Raw genomic sequence first — 16,850 nt, forward strand, 5'->3', positions numbered from 1 at the left:
ACGCGCACATCCACCGCCGCGTCTTCCTCAACGGCGACCGCACCGTCGTCTTCCCCGCTTCGCCCGGCAGCTACGCCTCCGAACGCATGGGCTGAAACCGGCCCGCCGGCAGGGCAGGGCTCAGGCGGCGCGTGCCTCGAATGTGACGACCGTCGCGGCGCCGTCCGGCGGCGTGTCGGCCCGGTAGTCGCCGCACACAAGGATGTCGGCGAAGCCCGCCTCGCGCAGCGCCAGCTCGAACTCCAGAACGCCCCAGAAGCGCAGCGCGAACAGCTCGAGCTCGCTCGCCGCCAGCCGGCCGCTCCGCCACTGCTCGTAGCGCAGCAGGGAGACGCTGGTCTGGCGCACGAAATCCGTCTGCGCCCGGCTCTCGTGAAGCACCAGCAGGTCGTCGCCGCTCTCCCAGAAGCGCGGCGGCGACGGCGGCTCGGCGAGGCAGCCGAGCGGATCGAGGTCGAGCAGAAGCCGGCCGCCGGGGGCGAGCGCGTCGCGGAAACGGCGCAGCACCGCGCGCGGCGGCCGGATCGACGAGAAGCTGGAACGATCCCGCCGGAACGACGATCGCCGCGAAGGCGACCGGAGAAACGAAGCTCTCGAAGCCCTGCCGGCTGAGCGTCGCCGTCACGCCATGCGCGCGGCACGCCTGGCGGCACCGCTCGAGCATCTCCGGCGAGGTGTCGAAGCCGTGCACCGCGTGCCCGTCCTGCAGCAGCGGGATCATTACGCGGCCGTTGCCGACGGCCGGCTCGAGGATCGGCCCGTCGCATCCCGCCAGCCGCTGGCGATAGAAGGCGATGTCGCCGAAGGAGCGGCCGACGGGCTTGTCGAGCTCGTAGACCCAGGCGGCGAGGGCGCCGTAGCGGTTGGTCGGCTGCATGTCCCGTTCCGTGGCTGGAGCCGCTCTGCCTTCGCGGCAATCGCGCGGCGGCTCTCACGTGTTGTCGCGTCGCGCTGCCGGACGGGCCGTCCCGTGGATTTCGCCGCATGGCCGCGCGGCCGGGCGGCTCCGCCCGGCGGCAACAGCCTGTAGCAGACCGCGAGCGCTTTGCCAGCGCCTCAGGAGCGTCGTGCGGCACGCGCCGGCGGCGCGTCGGCGGGATCAGTGCGGCGCTGCAGGGCCGCGACGATCTCGGCGACCGCGCGGGCGACGTCGTTGCGGCGATAGCCGAGCAGGGCGGTTTCGACCGGGTCCGGTTCGTAGGCGAGCACCGTGCCGCGGCCCGGCACGATGAAGGCGTCGGGCAGCAGCGGGTGCTCGGCGTCGCGCTCGACGAGCCGCCGCGGGCTGCCGGCGGCGTCGAACACCATCTGGAAGAAGGCGCGGAAGCTGAGGTTGCGGTCGCCGATCAGATAGGCGCGGCCGCTTTCGGCGCCGGCCAGCGCGCCGGAGATCGCCTCGCACAGCGAGCGCACCGACATGTAGTTGGTGCCGCCGGGCGGCGCATGGTCGGGAAGGTCCGGCCGTTCGCCGCGCGCCGAGGCCGTCAGCGTCTCGTAGCGCGGCGCCGGCACGCCCGGCAGCACGCCGACGATCGACGGCGGATTGAGCGTCGACACGTTGAAATCGGCGTCGGCCAGCGCCCGCGCCCCCGCGTCGGCGAGCGCCCGCGCCCGCACATAGGCGTTCTGCGCGACGAGGTGCGGCATCACCTGGTGGTAGTAGCTGCCGAGCTGGACGAAGCGGCCGACGCCGGCGCGCCTGGCGGTGGCGGCAAAGGCCGGCACGCCGCGGATCTGCGTGCGTTCCCAGAACGCCGTCGCGTCCGCGTCGGCGGGGATGTGGCGGATGTCGTTGCCGGCGGCGAACACCACGGCGTCGAAGGGCGCGAGATGCGTCTCGCGGAAGTCGCCTTCGGTGTAGTCGCCGAGGAGGAGCGGAAAGGCCGCCAGCGGCCCACCGGCCAGCGGCGGCTTGCGGGCGGCCAGCGTGACCGCGTGCCCCTCGGCCTCGAGATGCAGCGCGGCATGGCCGCCGATCATGCCGGTGCCGCCGACGATCAGGACGTTCATCGGGCGTCTCCCTTGCGCGCGCCATGGCGCTTTGCGGCCGGGGCCATGCCGGTCAGCCGTCGGCGGGGCCGAGCCGCACCGCGCGGGCGTCGCCCGACACGCGTCGGCGGTCGGCCTCCGGCTCGGCGAGCGGCGCGCATGCGGCGAAGTCGGCGAGCGACTGGCGCGCCAGCCGCTGATAGGCGCCGTCGCCGTCGTTCTTCCACACGATCGCCTCGGCCGGCAGCGTGCGCACCAGCCGCGCCGGATTGCCGGCGATCAGGCTGCGCGCCGGCGCCCGCATGCCCGACTTGACGAGCGACAGCGCGGCGACGAGGCATTCCGCGCCGATCACCGCACCGTCGAGGATCACCGCGTTCATGCCGACCAGCGCGTTCTCGCCCACCGTCGCCCCGTGCACGACCGCGCCGTGGCCGACCGTCGCGCCGCGGCCGATCACGCAGTCGCTGTCGGCGCCGGTGTGCAGCGTGCAGCAGTCCTGGATCGAGCTGTCGCCGGCGACGACGATGCGGCCGAAATCGCCGCGCAGCGAGGCGCCCGCGGCGATGTAGCAGCCGGGGCCGACGATCACGTCGCCGATCAGCGAGGCCGTCGGATGCAGGAAGCTCGTCGGATGCACGACGGGGCGGATGCCCTGGAAGCCGTAGCAGGGCATCACGGCCGCCCGCTGCCGGCCGCGCCGGTGCCGGCCATCGCCGCCGCGTCGGCGAAGGTGTGCTCGGCGCCGAGCGGGTGGCCGAAGACGCGCTCGGCGACGCGTGCGCGGTGGACATGCGCGTCGCCCCACCAGCCGGCCAGCGCAAGCGCGCGCTTGAGGAAGAAATGCACGTCGACCTCCCAGGAATAGCCCATCGCGCCGTGCACCTGGACCGCGGTGCGGCAGGCGAGATCGGCGGCGTCGGCCGCGGCGAGCTTGGCGTGCGAGACGCGGGCGCGGGAAACGACGTCCGACGGGTCGAGCCGCGCCGCCGCCGCATGCACCACCGGCCGGGCGAACGCGATCTTCACCTGCGCCGTCGACAGCAGGTGCTTGACCGCCTGGTTGGCGCCGATCGGCCGGCCGAACTGGGTGCGCTCGCCGGCATAGCCGACCGCCAGGTCGACGGCGCGCTGGGCGATGCCGAGAAGCTGCGCGGCGGCAAACAGCGCGCCGCGCTCGAACGCCGCGTCGGCGGCCGCGCGCAGGCCGCGGCCGGCGGTCAGCGCGGTGTCGGGGGCGGGCGGCCGGCCGAGCGAGAAGAGCCGGCGGAACGGGTCCGCGCTCTGCTGGCGCAGCGGCGCCGCCGCCTCGGGCGCCACGAGGTGCAGCCGGTCGTCGTCGAGCACGAGCAGCGCGCCGGCCGTGTCGGCGTCGGCCACGAACGGGTTCGCCGGGTGCTTGAGCGCCACGGTGATCTCGCCGGCGAGCGCGCGCGCCAGGACCGGCGCGGCGCGCGCGTCGTCGGCGACGGCGGCGAGCAGCGGCAGCGCCACGCCGGCGTTCTCGACCAGCGGCTCGGGCAGGGCGGCATGGCCGCAGGCCTGCGCGATCAGGACGAAGTCGACCGGCGCCAGGCCGAGGCCGCCGCTGTCTTCCGGCACCAGCGCGCCGGCAAGTCCCATCTCGACGATCGCCGCCCAGCGCGCCGTGTCGCGCGGCGCGCCGGCGCGCATCAGGCGGCGCAGGTCGGCCGGCTGGCAGAGATCGGCGAGCAGCGCCCGCACCGTTTCGGCCATCATTTCCTGCTGCTCGGTGAAGCGGAAGTCCATCGTCACCTCGGCAGGCCGAGCATGCGCTCGGCGATGATGTTCTTCTGGATCTCGTTCGAGCCGGCGTAGATCGGGCCGGCCAGCGAGAAGAAATAGCCGTCGAGCCAGCCCGCGTCCGCGCCGGCCGCCGGCGCGTCGCGCACGAGTTCGGCGCGCGCGCCGAGGATCGACAGCGCCGTGCGGTGCAGCGCGATGTCCATCTCCGACCAGAAGATCTTGTTGGTCGAGGCTTCGGCGCCGATCGCGCCGCCGGCGTCGAGCCGCGAGGCCGTCGCGTAGATCGACAGCGCGTAGGCATCCGCGTCCATGACGGCCTGCAGCACGGCGGCGCGCGTCTCCGGCCCGCAGGTCTCGCGATTGGCCCGGTAGAGCGCGACCAGCCGCGCGGCGGCGACCTGGTAGCGGGCCGGCGAGCGCAGCATCAGGCCGCGCTCGAAGCCGGCCGTCGCCATGCAGATGCGCCAGCCCTCGCCGTCGCCGCCGAGCCGGTTGAAGGCCGGCACGCGCACGTCCTCGAGCAGGATCTCGGCAAAGCCCGTCTCGCCGTCGATCTGCGCGATCGGCTGCACCCGCACGCCCGGCGCGTCGAGCGGGAACAGGATCAGCGACAGGCCGCGATGGCGCTCCGACGCCGGGTCGCTGCGGAACAGGCCGAACGCCCAGTCGGCGAAGACGGCGCGCGACGACCAGATCTTGTGGCCCGACAGCACGTAGTCCGCGCCGTCGCGGCGCGCGGCGGCGCGTACGGCGGCGAGGTCGCTGCCGGCCTGCGGCTCCGACCAGGCCTGCGCCCAGATCTCCGCGCCGGAGGCCATGGCCGGCAGGAAGCGCGCCTTCTGCGCCTCCGTGCCGAACTCCATCAGCGTCGGGCCGAGCAGGAAGATGCCGTTCTGGTTGACGCGCAGCGGCGCGCCGGCGCGCCAGTACTCCTCCTCGAAGATCAGCCAGCGCACGAGATCGAGCCCGCGCCCGCCATAGGCCTGCGGCCATGTCACCATGCCCCAGCGGCCGGCGTTGAGCGTGCGCTCCCAGGCGCGGTGCGCCTCGAAGCCGGCGCGCGAGGCGTCGAAGGAGGGCAGCGGCGCGGCCGGCACGTTGGCCTCCATCCAGGCCCGCACCTCGGCCCGGAAGGCGCGCTCCTGCGGCGTGTAGGTCAGATCCAAGGTCGCCGCTCCGCCGTCAGCTCTCGCCGGCCTGTTTCTTGTTCGCCGCGGCCATGCTCCGGGCGTCCTGTCCGGCCAGCATGTTGCCGGTCGTCAGGTCGTTCTGGGCGTGCGCGAAATGGTGCATGTGGTACTGCGCGTCCATGGCGGCGCGCTTGCCGCGCAGCTCCTCGACATGGTTGATCGCCTGCTTGGACAGCCACAGGCCGAGCCGCGGCTGGGCGGCGAGCCGTTCGGCCATCGCCTGCACCTCGCGCGTCAGCGCCTCGCGCGCCACCAGGCGGTTGACCATGCCGAAGCGGTGCGCGCGCTCGGCCGGCATGCGCTCGCCGAGCATCAGGAACTCCTTGGCCACGCGCGGCGGCAGCTCGAAGGCGTGCGCGAAATACTCGACGCCGGGAATGCCCATGCGCACCACCGGGTCCTGGAAGAAGGCGTCCTCGCTGGCGACGATGAAGTCGCACACCCAGGCGAGCATCAGCCCGCCGGCGATGCAGGCGCCCTGCACGGCGGCGATGGTCGGCTTCGGCGCCTCGCGCCAGCGCCGGCACATGCCGAGATAGACCTCCTGCTCGCGGGTGTAGAGCATCTCGGCGGCCGGCTTGTTGACGTGATCGGCCCACAGGAGCCGCCGCTCGAAGGATTTGGCCACGTCGCGGCCGGGCGTGCCGATGTCGTGGCCGGCCGAGAAGTGCTTGCCGGCGCCGGCCAGCACGATGACCTTGACCGCGTCGTCGTCGACGGCGCGCCGGAAGGCGTCGTCGAGCGCGTAGGTCATCTGCGAGTTCTGCGCGTTGTTGTATTTCGGCCGGTCCATCACGATCCAGGCGACCGGCCCCTCGGTCTCGTAGCGGACCGGCGCCTCCGTCTCGTAGGTGATGTCCGCCGTGCGCGGGGGAACGAGATCATCCATTGCCTTGCCTTTCGAAGCGCCACGCTAGGCGCGGCATCGCGCGCTGCAATCGTCCGAAGGGACTAGCAGACCGCGCGGGGCCGGCCCCGCACCCGGACGATTGACGCTTTCGATGAATTTTCGACGCATCGTCGAAAATATTTGACGGTGCGTCGAAATAGTGACAACAATGTCAATCAAGGTCGCAGCCGGCGGCCGGGAGGAGGCCCGACGACGGTCCGTCGAGGGGCGGCGGGACGGGGCTGCGGCACATCGCCGGCGGGCGCAGACTGGAGGACACGCGATGACTTTCCACCCCCGCTCCGTCGTGGAGTTCGGCCTGTTCTTCACGCGTGTCTCCGACAGTCTGCTGTCGGGCGCGCCGCTGCAGCATTCGGCCGAGCTCATCCGCACGCAGATGGCGGCGTGCGCCGTGGCGATCCGCATCGAGGACCGGACCGGGCCGGGGCTGGCGCTGCTGGTGGTCGCCGAGGAGGGGGCAGGGGAGGTCGCCGCCGGCGACCGCGCGCCGGACGCCGGTTGCGAGGAGGCGCGGCTCGCCGAGCTGCTCGAGACGCACCACCATGCCGGCGCCGCGACGACCAGCGAGGCCAACGGCACGCGCTATGCGCTGCATGTCTTCCGCCCGCTGTCGGCCTCCGGCTTCGACGAGGAGGAGGCCTCGGTCTGCGAGATCCTGGTCTCGCAGCTGCGCCGCGGCATGGAGCTGTCCGCCCGGCTCGGCGCCAGCGAGATCGAACGCGCGCTCTATTCCAGCGTCATGGACCGGCTGTCGGTCGGCGTGGTCATGCTCGATGCGGCCGGCCGCATCGTGCGCGGCTCGGCGCTCGGACAGGAGGCGCTCGCCGCGCGCGACGGGTTGCAGGTGCAGGCCGGCAAGCTGCGCGCGACCTGCGCGCGCGAGGACCGCGCGCTGCAGCAGGCGATCCGCGGCGCCGCGCACGGCGAGACGCCGGTCTCGCGCGGCCTGTCGCTGAGCAAGCGGTCGGGCGGCCGCGACCTCGGCGTGATCGTGCAGCCGATCCCGGCCGAGCGGCGCGCCGGACCGGCGACCGCCGCCGCCGTCGCCGTCTACATCCGCGATCCCGAGGCGCACGCCGAGGTCGAGGGCGAGCTGGTGCGCCAGCTCTTCGACCTGACGCCGGCCGAGGCCGCCGTGGCGCGGCGGCTGACGGCCGGGCTGTCGCTCGAGGACGCCGCCGCCTCGCTCGACATCTCGCGCAACACCGCGCGCGCCCATCTGCGCTCGATCTTCTCCAAGAGCGGCATCACCCGCCAGACCGAGCTGGTCCGCCTCGTGCTCAACAGTGCCGCGGTGCTCGGCGAGCGGCCGCGCGGCATCGCCTGACGGGCGACGTTCGCATCCTCCCGGGCGAACGGCGGCCCGCGTCCGGCATGGGCGCGGGCCGCTTGCACGCGGGCCCGACGGTTCAGAAGTGAAAGCGGCTGATGATGTCGGCGACGCAGCCGGGCTTTTCGGCGCCGGCGATCTCGACGGCGATGCGGCAGGTGGTCTGCACGCCGTCCGGCCCGACCGGCGCGGCCCTGACGAGCGTGCCGGCGGCGCGGATGCGCGCGCCGACCGGCACCGGCGCGGGAAAGCGCAGCCGGTCGGCGCCGTAGTTGATGGCCATCCGGGCGCCGCGGGCGACGATCAGCTCCGGCAGGAACAGGTTGACCAGCGACAGCGTCAGGTAGCCGTGAGCGATGGTCCGGCCGAACGGCCCGCATGCGGCGCGCTCGGGATCGACATGGATCCACTGTTCGTCGCCGGTCGCCCGGGCGAACAGGTCGATGCGCTGCTGGTCGACGGCGAGCCAGCCGCCCGGCCCGAGCGCCCGCCCCACGCCGGCGACCGCCTCGGCGGGGCAGGAAAACGCGAACGGTCCGCTCACGCGTGCTGGCTCGACACCGAGACCACCTCGCCGACCATGTAGCCGGCATAGTCGGAGGCGAGGAACATCATCACGTTGGCGACCTCCCAGACCTCGGCGGCGCGGCCGAACGCCTCGCGGCCGGCCAGCCGGTCGAGCTCTTCCTGCGGCGAGGCCTTCTTGAGGAAGTCGTGCATGGCGATCGACGGCGACACGGCGTTGACGCGGATGCCGTGCTCGGCCGCCTCGACGCCGCTGCACCTGGTCAGCGCCATCACGCCGGCCTTGGCCGCGGCATAGTGCGCCTGGCCCTTCTGCGCCCGCCAGCCGAGCACAGAGGCGTTGTTGACGATGGCGCCGGCGCGCCGCGGGATCATCACCTTGAGCGCGGCGCGCGTCATGCGCATGGTGCCGGTCAGCGTGACGTCGAGCACGCGGTGCCACTCCTCGTCGCGCATCTCCACGACGCTCGACAGGCCGCCGAGCCCGGCATTGTTGATCAGGACGTCGATGCCGCCGAGCGCCGCCTCGGCGGCGCCGACCAGCGCCTGCACGTCGTCCTCGCGCGTCACGTCGCACACCTTGTGGTGCACCGCGGCGGCGGGCGCCAGCGCGCGCAGCGCCTCGGCCGCCTCGGCCAGCCGGCGCGCATGGATGTCGGAGATCATGATGGCGCGGCAGCCTTCCTCGACGGCCTTCTTGGCCGCCGCGAAGCCGATGCCGGCGCCCGCGGCCGCGGTGATCAGCACGCTCTTGCCGGCGAGCAGGCCGTGCCCCGGCACGTAGGGCGGAACCGGTTGTGTCATCGAGGGTCCTTACGTCTTGCGGCCGAAATCGGCGTCGCGCTTTTGCACGAAGGCGTCGCGCGCCTCCTGGCTCTCGGCGGTGAGATAGGCCTGCGCGGTGAAGCCCTGCTCCCAGCGGTAGTGGCGCTCCAGGTCGCCGTCCTCGACGCCGTTGAGCGCCTCCTTGGCGAGGCGGATCATCGTCGGGCTCTTGGCGGCGATCCGCCGGGCGAGCTCCAGCGCTTCCTCGCGCAGCCGCTCGCGCGGCACGACGCGTTCGACCGCGCCGAGCCGGTAGGCCTCCCCGGCATCGACCGTCTCGCCGGTGAAGTACATGCGGCGCACCTTCTGCAGCGGGAACATGCGCTGCAGATGCGCGCCCGCGCCGAGCGCCCCGCGGTCGACCTCCGGCACGCCGAAGCGCGCGTCGGGCGCCGCCAGCACGATGTCGGCCGAGCCGCAGATGCCGATGCCGCCGCCCAGCACGTAGCCGTGCACGGCGACGATCGCCGGCTTCAGCCCGCGGTGCAGCGCCCGGAAGGTCTCGTAGTTGCCGGCGTTGACCTCGACGATGCGGCCGGGATGCGCCTGCAGCTCCTTGATGTCGACGCCGGCGCAGAAGCCCTTGCCCTCGGCGCGCACGACGATGACGCGCACCTCCGCGTCGCCGTTGAGGCGGTCGATCTCCACGCCGAGCGCCCGCCAGCCGGCCGAATCGAGCGCGTTGACCGGCGGGCTGTCGATGATCAGCTCGGCCACGCCGGCCGAGACATGCGTGCGGAACTGCTGCTTCAATGGGGTCTCCCTTGGCTGGCCGCCGGCGCGGCGCGCAGCGCGGCGAGCGCGTCGAGCCGCTGTTCGGCGTCGCGCATGATCGCCGCGATCAGCGCCTCGCAGCTCTCCAGCGCGTCGATGCGCGCGGCGACCTGGCCGGAGGGCAGCAGCCCGCGGTCGGGATCGCCGGCAACGATGCTGCGCTGGACGAGGGCGGGCAGGTTGGCCGCCATCGCCGTCTGCCGGAAGCCGCCTTCGTCGCCGGTCATCAGCCTGAGGCCGAGCCGGGCCATGCCGAGCGGACCGAGGCCGGCCTGCCTGCCCCACTGGCGGGCGTAGCGGGCGCTGACGGCGAGCTTCGCCGGCAGGCTCATGCGCTCCAGCCGCTGCAGCGCCCGGTTGTCGATGAAGCGCTGCGGCAGGCCGTCGACCGCGGTGGACACCTTGATGGCGCCTGGATCGCGGGTTTCCAGATAGCGCTGCAGCGTCGCCCGCGGCACCGGCGAATCGCTGGTCAGCAGGAAGCGCGTGCCCATCGAGATGCCGGCCGCGCCATAGGCGAGCGCGGCGACCAGGCCGCGCCCGTCGGCAAAGCCGCCGGCGGCGACGACCGGCACATGCACCGCGTCGAGCACCTGCGGCAGCAGCACGGTGGTCGGCACGGCGCCGGTGTGGCCGCCGCCTTCGCCGCCCTGCACGGTGACGACGTCGGCGCCGAGCGCGACCGCCTTCACCGCGTGGCGGAGCGCGCCGACGGTCGGCATGCACACGACGCCGGCATCCTTCAGCCGGCCGATCGTGCGCGCGTCGGGACCGCGGCCGTAGGAGACGGCGCGCACCTTGTGGCGGATCACCGCCTCGAGCACCTCCTCCGCATTGGGCTGGAACATGTGGAAGTTGACGCCGAAGGGCCGTGCGGTGCGCGCCTTGACGTCGCGGATGGCGGCCTCGACGCCGCCCGGCTCGATCGTCGCGCCGGCCAGGAAGCCGAAGCCGCCGGCGTTGCAGGTCGCCGCCGTCAGCCGCGCGTCGGCGACCCAGCCCATCGCCGACTGCACGACCGGATGGCGGCAGCCGAGCAGGTCGCAGAGGGGCGTGTGCAGGGAGGCGGCCATGGCGGGACGGTCTTTCTCTTCGCAGTCGTTCTAGCGTGATGCGCGCCGCCACTCCAAGCCGCATCGTCCGAACGGGGGATGCCGGCGGGCCGCCCGCCACCGAGTCTGCCGCGGCATTCGGGGAGGAAGGCATGAGACGGTTCGACGGCAAGGCGGCGCTGGTCACCGGCGCGGCGCACGGCATCGGCCGCGCCACCGCCGCGCGGCTCGCCGGCGAAGGCGCGCGGCTCGTGCTGGCCGACCGCGATGCGGCCGCGCTGCAAGCGGTGGCGCGGGAGCTTGCCGCCGTGCACGGCGCCGACGTGGTGGACCTGACCTACGATGCGGCCGACGGCGCGGCGTCGGCGGCGATGGCGGATCGGGCGGCCAGCGCGTTCGGCGGGCTCGACTGCGTGGTGTGCAACGCCGGCATCTACCGCCGTGGCCATTTCGCCGCCATCGCGGCGGCCGAATGGGACACGGTGCTGGCGGTCAACCTGACCAGCGTCTTCCGCATCGTCCAGGCGGCCCTCCCGGCGCTCAGGGCCGCGCGCGGCAACGTCGTGACCACCGCCTCGACGGCCGCCGTCCGGGGCATCGCCTATGCCGCGCACTACGCTGCGGCCAAGGCCGGGCTGGTGGCGCTGACGCGCTCGCTGGCCGTCGAGTGCGCCCCCGACGGCGTGCGCTTCAACGCCGTCTGTCCGGGCCGGGTGAAGACCGGCATCGCCACCGGCCAGCCGCCGCTTGCCGGTGCCGATGCCGCGCTTGTGGTGCGTCCGCCGCGGCTCGCCGGGCGCACCGACGGCGGCGCGCCGGACGACATCGCCGCCGCGATCGCCTATCTCGCCTCGTCCGACGCCGCCTATGTCAGCGGCAGCGTGCTGGTCGTCGACGGGGCGCAGACCATCGGCTGACGGCCGGTATCGTCCGAACGGGGTATGCCGGCGGCCGCGCCGCCTGACAGGTTCGCCGGCACGGCATTGCCGCTGCGGCCGGCGGCAAAGAGACTGTGGCAAAAGCGCCGGCGTGGATTCCATGCTTGCGCCTTATGGGATAAACGCCTGTGGAGACAGCGCGCTGACGGGCAAGGAAAGCGTGATGCGATGGCCAGAATGAAGCCCGCCGCCCCGGCAGACGGCCGCCGCCGGACCGCGCGCGCCGCGCCGGCGCCGAAGCAGCCGACCAACCCGCGCAAGGAGCTGGTGCGCGAGCAGCTGATCGACATCGCCGCCCGCATGTTCGACGAGAAGGGCTACGCGCAGACCGGCATGGGCGACATCGCCCAGGAGATCGGTCTCGGCCGATCGGCGGTCTACCACTACTTCCGCAACAAGGAGGAGATCCTCGCCGCGCTCGTCGAGGCCGAGGCGCTGATGCCGTCGAACCAGCTTCAGGCGCTGATCGACGACACCAGCCTGACGGCGAGCGAGCGCCTGCGCCGCGCCGTCACCGACGGCATCGTGCGCCGCCTGTCGTCGGGCTCGCGCTTCCTCTTCTTCACCCGGCTCGAGGCGCAGATCCCGTCCGATCTCGGCGGCCTCTACAACCAGAGCCGGAGACAGATCTACGATTTCTACGTGCGCTGCATCAGCGACGGGATCGCCGCCGGCGAGTTCCGCGACGTCGACCCCAAGATCGCCGCCTTCGCCGTCATCGGCATGGCCAACTGGACGTCGCGCTGGTACTCGCCGTCCGGTCCCAAGACGCCGCAGGAGATCGCCGAGGCGATCGCCGACATCGCCATGCAGGGGCTGCGCAAGCCCGAGGGCGTCAACGGCGACCTGGCGACGCTGCGCCAGACCATCCAGTCGCTGCGCGGCCAGATCGAGGCGCTCGAGCAGCTTCTGCCCTGAACGCCCCGCCGGCCGCGCGGTCTCAGCCGTAGATCTCGAACAGCCCGGCCGCACCCATGCCGCCGCCGATGCACATGGTGACGACGCCGTATCGCGCGCCCCGCCGGCGCCCCTCGAGGAGCAGGTGACCGGCGGTGCGCGCGCCGGTCATGCCGAAGGGATGGCCAAGCGCGATGGCGCCGCCATTGACGTTGAGCCGGTCCGGCGCGATGCCGAGCGCGTCGCGGCAGTGGAGCGCCTGGGCGGCGAACGCCTCGTTGAGCTCCCACAGGCCGATGTCGTCGATCGCGAGCCCGTGCGTCTTCAGCAGTGCCGGCACCGCGCGCACGGGGCCGATGCCCATCTCCTCCGGCGCGACGCCGGCCACCGCCATGCCGCGATAGGCGCCGAGCGGCTCGAGCCCGCGCCTTTCGGCCAGTCCCGCCTCCATCAGCACCAGCGCCGCCGCGCCGTCGGAGAACTGCGAGGCGTTGCCGGCCGTCACATGCGTGCCCTGCCTGACCACCTCGCCGTCGGCGAACACCGGCTGCAGCCTTTCCAGCCCGTCGAGCGTGGTGTCGGCGCGCACGCCCTCGTCGCGCTCCAGAACGACGTCCTCGCGGCGCGTCTCCCTGGTCTGCCGATCGACGACGATCTTGCTGGTCGCCAGCGGCACGATCTCCTCGTCGAAGCGGCCTTCCTGCTGGGCGGCCGCGGCGCGAAGCTGGCTCGCCAGGGCGAACTCGTCCTGCGCCCGGCGCGTGACGCCGTATTTGCGCGCCACGATCTCGGCCGTCTCGATCATGCTGACATACATGTGCGGCCAGCGCGCCACGACCGCTTCGGAGCGCGCCCGGTGGGCGTTCTTGTGCTTGTTCTGGGTCAGGCTGATCGATTCGACGCCGCCGGCCAGGACGACGTCCATGCCGTCGACCATGATCTGCTTGGCCGCCGTCGCCAGCGCCATCAGACCGGAGGCGCACATGCGGTCGATGGTCATGCCCGGGACGCTGTCGGGCAGGCCGGCGGTGGCCGCCGTCAGCCGGGCGATGTTGTAGCCCTGCGTGCCCTGCTGCGCGGCGCAGCCGAAGACGATGTCGGCGATCTCGGCCGGGTCGACGCCGGCCCGCTCGACCGCGTGCCGCGCGGCGTGGCCGGACAGCACCGGCGCCTCGGTGTCGTTGTAGGCGCCGCGGAAGGCTTTTGCGACCGGGGTCCGGGCGACGGAGACGATGACGGCTTCTCGCAAGGCGGGGCTCCTCGTGCTTGGGACCCCGAGCCCTAGGCGCCGTGCCGCGGTGCAGCATCGTCCGGCCGGACTACGCCGGCCGCCGGCGGCCGCCGCGCTCAGGCGGCGCGGCGCACGCCGGGCGGATTGCCCTTGATGACGGAGGCGCGGATGCCGGTCGGGTCGAGCCGGCGGATGATGGCGAGCTGCTCGGCGTCCGGTACCGGCGTCGTCGTGCAGGTGTCGGCCTCAAGCAGCGGAAAGCCGGTCGCCTTCTGCACCTGCGCGAAGCGCACGCCGGGATGCAGCGAGACGACGCGCGCGGCATGGTCCGGGCCGTTGAAGTCCATCACGCACAGATCGGTGACGACGATGCCGATGTCGACCGGCAGCTTCGCCACGCCCCGCGGCCAGCGCCGGTCGGAAAAGCCGACCGAGGCGACGACGTCGACCTCGCCCGCGACGAAGGCGCGCGGCGAATGGGCGGGCAGGAACATCGAGTTGCGATGGCTGATGCTGTTGCCGGGAAAGCCGCGCACGCCGAGAAGCTGCACCTTCGGCCGGTCGAGCTCGGGGCCGAGCGCGGCGATGTTGGCCTGGCCCCAGCGGTCGAGCTGCACCGGCGTGACCATCGCATGGCGGCGGCCGCACCAGGTGGCGTCGAACACGCGATGATAGGGCATCCAGCCGGAAGGGCGCGGCCGGTCGCCGTTGCGCGGGCCGAGCGGCACCGGCTCCTCGACGAGGAAGGCCTCGCCGTCGGTCATCAGGATCTCCGGCGCGAAGGTCAGCTTGGCGAGCCCGGCCGCCAGGCGCGGCACCGGGCCGATGCCGGTCGCCAGCACCTCGCCGCCGCCGCGCCAGGCCTCGGCCGCCGCGCAGATGGCGAGCTCGGCGAGGGTGAAGTCGGTGGTCTCGGTCATGGGCCTGCTCGCTCAGAAGGTCGGGATCGGAAGGTCGCGGATGCGCTCAGCACCGCCGACGCGTTCGGCATAGCCGGCTTCGCCGCCGGCGACGTAGGTCTCGAAATAGCGCTGCCAGCCGTCCTCCTCGGTCGCCAGCCGGGCATACTCCTTGAGGTGGTCGGCGTCCCAGCCGTAGGCGTCGTGCGCGGTGGTGGGGTGGGCACCGAGCGGCGCCTCCACCACGCCGGTGACCAGCGAGCGCTCGAAGAGGCTCGCCTTCGCGCCTTCCGGGCAGGCGAGGTCGATGCGCTCGACCAGCGCCTCGGTGGTGACGTAGCAGTGCTCCGCGGCGCGCGCGAACAGCGCGTCGAAATAGGGGTCCGGCCCGTCGGTCTGGGTGTTGCCCAGCCGGTCGGCGCGGCTGACATGCAGCAGCGCGGCGTCGAGCGCGATGGCGGGCATGGCGAGCAGCGTCTCGCCGTCCTCGTAGGGCGAGGTCACCGTGCGGAAATGCGGATTGATGGCGGTCACGTCGGAGCCGAGCCCGACCCGCGTCGGCAGGAAGGGCAGGCGGTGCCCGGCCGCCTGCAGGCCGAGCAGCAGCAGCCCTTCGTCGAGCTCGCTCGCCGCGATGCCGCCGGCCTGGCGCGCCTTGCGGAAGAACGGCTCGATGGGAATGAAGTCGAGCGAGACGAAGCCGTAGACGAGCCGCTTCACCTTGCCGGCCGCGCACAGCATGCCGATCTCCGGGCCGCCATAGGCGACGACGGTCAGGTCCTTCAGGTCGGAGCGCAGGATCTCGCGGATCAGCGCCATCGGCTTGCGCCGCGGGCCCCAGCCGCCGACGCCGATCGTCATGCCGTCACGCAGCGATGCGACGACCGCGCCGAGGTCCATCTGCTTGTTCATCTGTGCCCAGTCCGCTTGGTTGTTTCGGTTGCGGCGGGCCGCCCGGGCGGGCGGCGGCCGGTCGGGCGATGAATGCGACGGCGGGGGGCCGGCTGCATCGTCTGATGGGACTAGGATCCGCCGCAGCCGGCCGCCGCGCGCCGTCCGCGGCAAACTGCCGGCCGGACGGCGTCTTCCATAGTCTGTTAGGACGATGTTGTTTGCGCTCGCCGCTGCGAACGTTCGTCGGGCTGCAAGGCGCCCGCGCTTCCCAGGGCAAGGGAAGGGCAGCCGCCGGCACACCTTTTTGGAACCCCGGGAGGAGAAACCATGAAGAAGATTTTGCTGGCGACGACCGTTCTGGCCTCGGTCGCCCTTGCCGGCCATGCGGTGGCCGGCGACGACGCGGTCAAGATCGGCGTGCTCAACGACCAGAGCTCGTCGTTCTCCGCCCTCGGCGGCACCGAGGTCGTCCATGCCGTCGAGATGGCGATCCGGGATTTCGGCGGCGAGGTGCTCGGCAAGCCGATCGAGCTGCTGTCGGCCGACCATCAGAACAAGCCGGACGTCGGTCTGGCGATCGCCCGCGAATGGCTCGAGCAGGACGACGTCGACGTGATCGCCGACGTCACCAACTCGGCCATCGCGCTCGGCGTCAACACGCTTCTCGGCAAGCACGGCAAGATCGGCCTGTTCGTCTCGCCGATCACCGACCGCCCGACCGAGGGCGACTGCAACGGCTATGTCGTCGCCTGGGCCTACGATGCCTACTCGACCGTCGGCACCACCGTGAAGGCGCTGCTCGAGGGCGGCGGCAAGTCGTTCTTCATCCTGTCGCCCGACTACGAGGCCGGCAAGGTGCAGGAGGCCTGGGTCGAGACCGCGGTCACCGAGGGCGGCGGCGAGATCAGCGGCAAGATCCGCGCCCCGCTCGGCACCACCGACTTCTCCTCCTACCTGCTGCAGGCGCAGGCGTCCGGCGCCGAGGCGATCATCATGAACCTCAGCGGGCCGGAGCTGGTCAACGCGCTCAAGCAGGCGCAGGAGTTCGGCATCATCGATGCCGGGCAGAACATCGCCGTCACCTTCCTGCACCAGTCGGACGCGCGCGCCATCGGGCCCGAGGCGCTGCAGGGCGTGCGCTTCTCCGCCCCCTGGTTCTGGAACAAGGACGACGCCTCGCGCACCTTCGGCAACGCGATGAAGGAGATCACCGGCAACGCGCCCGGCTGGGTGGCGGCCGGCAACTACTCCGCCGTCACCGCCTATCTCAAGGCCGTCGCGGCCGCCGGTACCGACGATCCGGACGCGGTGCTCGACGAGATGCGCAGCATGGAGATCGAGGACTTCTTCGTGCAGAACGGCGAGCTCTATCCGAACGGCCGGCTGATCCACGACATGTATCTGCTGGAGGTCAAGGCGCCGTCGGAGATCGAGGAGGGCGACGACTACTTCAAGCTGGTCCACACCGTGCCGGCCGAGGAGGCCTTCCGGCCCCACTCCGAGACGACCTGCGAGCTGCCGGAGTAGCGCGCCTCCCGGCGGGGCGGGAACCGGTTCGCCGTCCGCAATCGCCTCGGAACGACAGCTTGGAGCCGGTCTGCGGTTCGGTGAAAGGCAGACCGGCTCCGC

General features: G+C 72.7%; 17 protein-coding genes and 2 pseudogenes. 5 read left to right on the forward strand and 14 right to left on the reverse strand.

The window, feature by feature from the left end; translation table 11 throughout:
• A pseudogene (gene purU, locus N1F89_RS18380) lies at positions 1 to 95 on the forward strand (formyltetrahydrofolate deformylase); the annotation flags it as partial.
• Positions 96 to 120: 25 nt separating this feature from the next.
• On the opposite strand, the gene N1F89_RS18385 reads toward purU, so the two are convergent.
• The 7 genes and pseudogenes from N1F89_RS18385 to N1F89_RS18415 all read right to left on the reverse strand — a co-directional run bounded on the left by N1F89_RS18385 (position 121) and on the right by N1F89_RS18415 (position 5,835).
• Positions 121 to 507, reverse strand: coding sequence for a hypothetical protein (locus tag N1F89_RS18385; RefSeq protein WP_290085889.1), 387 nt, complete (start codon positions 505 to 507; stop codon positions 121 to 123).
• A gap of 64 nt (positions 508 to 571) precedes the next feature.
• A pseudogene (locus tag N1F89_RS20715) lies at positions 572 to 877 on the reverse strand (class I SAM-dependent methyltransferase); the annotation flags it as partial.
• A 179-nt stretch (positions 878 to 1,056) separates the two neighbouring features.
• Positions 1,057 to 2,010, reverse strand: coding sequence for an NAD(P)-dependent oxidoreductase (locus tag N1F89_RS18395; protein WP_290085872.1), 954 nt, complete (start codon positions 2,008 to 2,010; stop codon positions 1,057 to 1,059).
• A gap of 52 nt (positions 2,011 to 2,062) precedes the next feature.
• Positions 2,063 to 2,665, reverse strand: a complete 603-nt coding sequence (locus N1F89_RS18400) for a phenylacetic acid degradation protein PaaY (protein ID WP_290085873.1) — start codon at positions 2,663 to 2,665, stop codon at positions 2,063 to 2,065.
• Positions 2,665 to 3,759, reverse strand: coding sequence for an acyl-CoA dehydrogenase family protein (locus N1F89_RS18405; RefSeq protein WP_290085874.1), 1,095 nt, complete (start codon positions 3,757 to 3,759; stop codon positions 2,665 to 2,667). Before N1F89_RS18405 ends, N1F89_RS18400 begins: the two co-directional genes overlap by 1 nt.
• Before the next feature lie 2 nt (positions 3,760 to 3,761).
• The gene (locus N1F89_RS18410; RefSeq protein ID WP_290085875.1) at positions 3,762 to 4,922 is read right to left on the reverse strand and encodes an acyl-CoA dehydrogenase family protein; all 1,161 of its coding nucleotides are present in this window, start codon (positions 4,920 to 4,922) and stop codon (positions 3,762 to 3,764) included.
• A 16-nt stretch (positions 4,923 to 4,938) separates the two neighbouring features.
• The gene (locus N1F89_RS18415; protein WP_290085876.1) at positions 4,939 to 5,835 is read right to left on the reverse strand and encodes an enoyl-CoA hydratase; all 897 of its coding nucleotides are present in this window, start codon (positions 5,833 to 5,835) and stop codon (positions 4,939 to 4,941) included.
• A 283-nt stretch (positions 5,836 to 6,118) separates the two neighbouring features.
• Here N1F89_RS18415 and N1F89_RS18420 point away from each other — a divergent pair, with 283 nt between their 5' ends.
• Entirely contained in the window at positions 6,119 to 7,183 is a 1,065-nt protein-coding gene (locus tag N1F89_RS18420) for a helix-turn-helix transcriptional regulator (protein WP_290085877.1), read from the forward strand.
• 82 nt (positions 7,184 to 7,265) lie between these two features.
• Here the strand turns inward: N1F89_RS18420 and N1F89_RS18425 are convergent, their stop codons facing one another.
• Genes N1F89_RS18425 through N1F89_RS18440 form a run of 4 tightly spaced genes read right to left on the reverse strand, consistent with a single transcriptional unit; the run spans position 7,266 to position 10,383 of the window.
• The gene (locus N1F89_RS18425; protein WP_290085878.1) at positions 7,266 to 7,730 is read right to left on the reverse strand and encodes a MaoC family dehydratase; all 465 of its coding nucleotides are present in this window, start codon (positions 7,728 to 7,730) and stop codon (positions 7,266 to 7,268) included.
• On the reverse strand, positions 7,727 to 8,515 hold the full coding sequence (locus tag N1F89_RS18430; protein WP_290085880.1) for an SDR family oxidoreductase: 789 nt from the start codon (positions 8,513 to 8,515) through the stop codon (positions 7,727 to 7,729). Before N1F89_RS18430 ends, N1F89_RS18425 begins: the two co-directional genes overlap by 4 nt.
• Before the next feature lie 9 nt (positions 8,516 to 8,524).
• Entirely contained in the window at positions 8,525 to 9,289 is a 765-nt protein-coding gene (locus tag N1F89_RS18435; RefSeq protein WP_290085881.1) for an enoyl-CoA hydratase family protein, read from the reverse strand.
• Positions 9,286 to 10,383 (reverse strand): nitronate monooxygenase, encoded by a 1,098-nt coding sequence (locus N1F89_RS18440; RefSeq protein WP_290085882.1) that lies wholly within the window; start codon positions 10,381 to 10,383, stop codon positions 9,286 to 9,288. The genes N1F89_RS18435 and N1F89_RS18440 overlap by 4 nt, the downstream gene beginning before the upstream one ends.
• A gap of 131 nt (positions 10,384 to 10,514) precedes the next feature.
• On the opposite strand from N1F89_RS18440, the gene N1F89_RS18445 reads away from it, so the two are divergent.
• Together N1F89_RS18445 and N1F89_RS18450 are read left to right on the forward strand one after the other, a co-directional pair.
• A complete protein-coding gene (locus tag N1F89_RS18445) occupies positions 10,515 to 11,279 on the forward strand; it encodes an SDR family oxidoreductase (protein WP_290085883.1) in 765 nt (254 codons plus the stop codon).
• A gap of 189 nt (positions 11,280 to 11,468) precedes the next feature.
• The gene (locus tag N1F89_RS18450; RefSeq protein ID WP_290085884.1) at positions 11,469 to 12,218 is read left to right on the forward strand and encodes a TetR/AcrR family transcriptional regulator; all 750 of its coding nucleotides are present in this window, start codon (positions 11,469 to 11,471) and stop codon (positions 12,216 to 12,218) included.
• 22 nt (positions 12,219 to 12,240) lie between these two features.
• On the opposite strand, the gene N1F89_RS18455 is transcribed toward N1F89_RS18450, so the two are convergent.
• The 3 genes from N1F89_RS18455 to N1F89_RS18465 all read right to left on the reverse strand — a co-directional run bounded on the left by N1F89_RS18455 (position 12,241) and on the right by N1F89_RS18465 (position 15,239).
• Positions 12,241 to 13,446: an acetyl-CoA C-acyltransferase gene (locus N1F89_RS18455; protein ID WP_290085885.1), complete on the reverse strand. Its 1,206-nt coding sequence runs from the start codon at positions 13,444 to 13,446 to the stop codon at positions 12,241 to 12,243.
• Between the two features lie 98 nt (positions 13,447 to 13,544).
• On the reverse strand, positions 13,545 to 14,348 hold the full coding sequence (locus N1F89_RS18460) for a ketoacid CoA transferase (RefSeq protein ID WP_290085886.1): 804 nt from the start codon (positions 14,346 to 14,348) through the stop codon (positions 13,545 to 13,547).
• A 12-nt stretch (positions 14,349 to 14,360) separates the two neighbouring features.
• Entirely contained in the window at positions 14,361 to 15,239 is an 879-nt protein-coding gene (locus N1F89_RS18465) for a CoA-transferase (RefSeq protein WP_290085887.1), read from the reverse strand.
• 309 nt (positions 15,240 to 15,548) lie between these two features.
• On the opposite strand from N1F89_RS18465, the gene N1F89_RS18470 reads away from it, so the two are divergent.
• Positions 15,549 to 16,748, forward strand: coding sequence for an ABC transporter substrate-binding protein (locus N1F89_RS18470; protein WP_290085888.1), 1,200 nt, complete (start codon positions 15,549 to 15,551; stop codon positions 16,746 to 16,748).
• Positions 16,749 to 16,850: the final 102 nt, after the last annotated feature.

The organism is Aquibium sp. A9E412, from assembly GCF_030398335.1.
Lineage (GTDB): Bacteria > Pseudomonadota > Alphaproteobacteria > Rhizobiales > Rhizobiaceae > A9E412.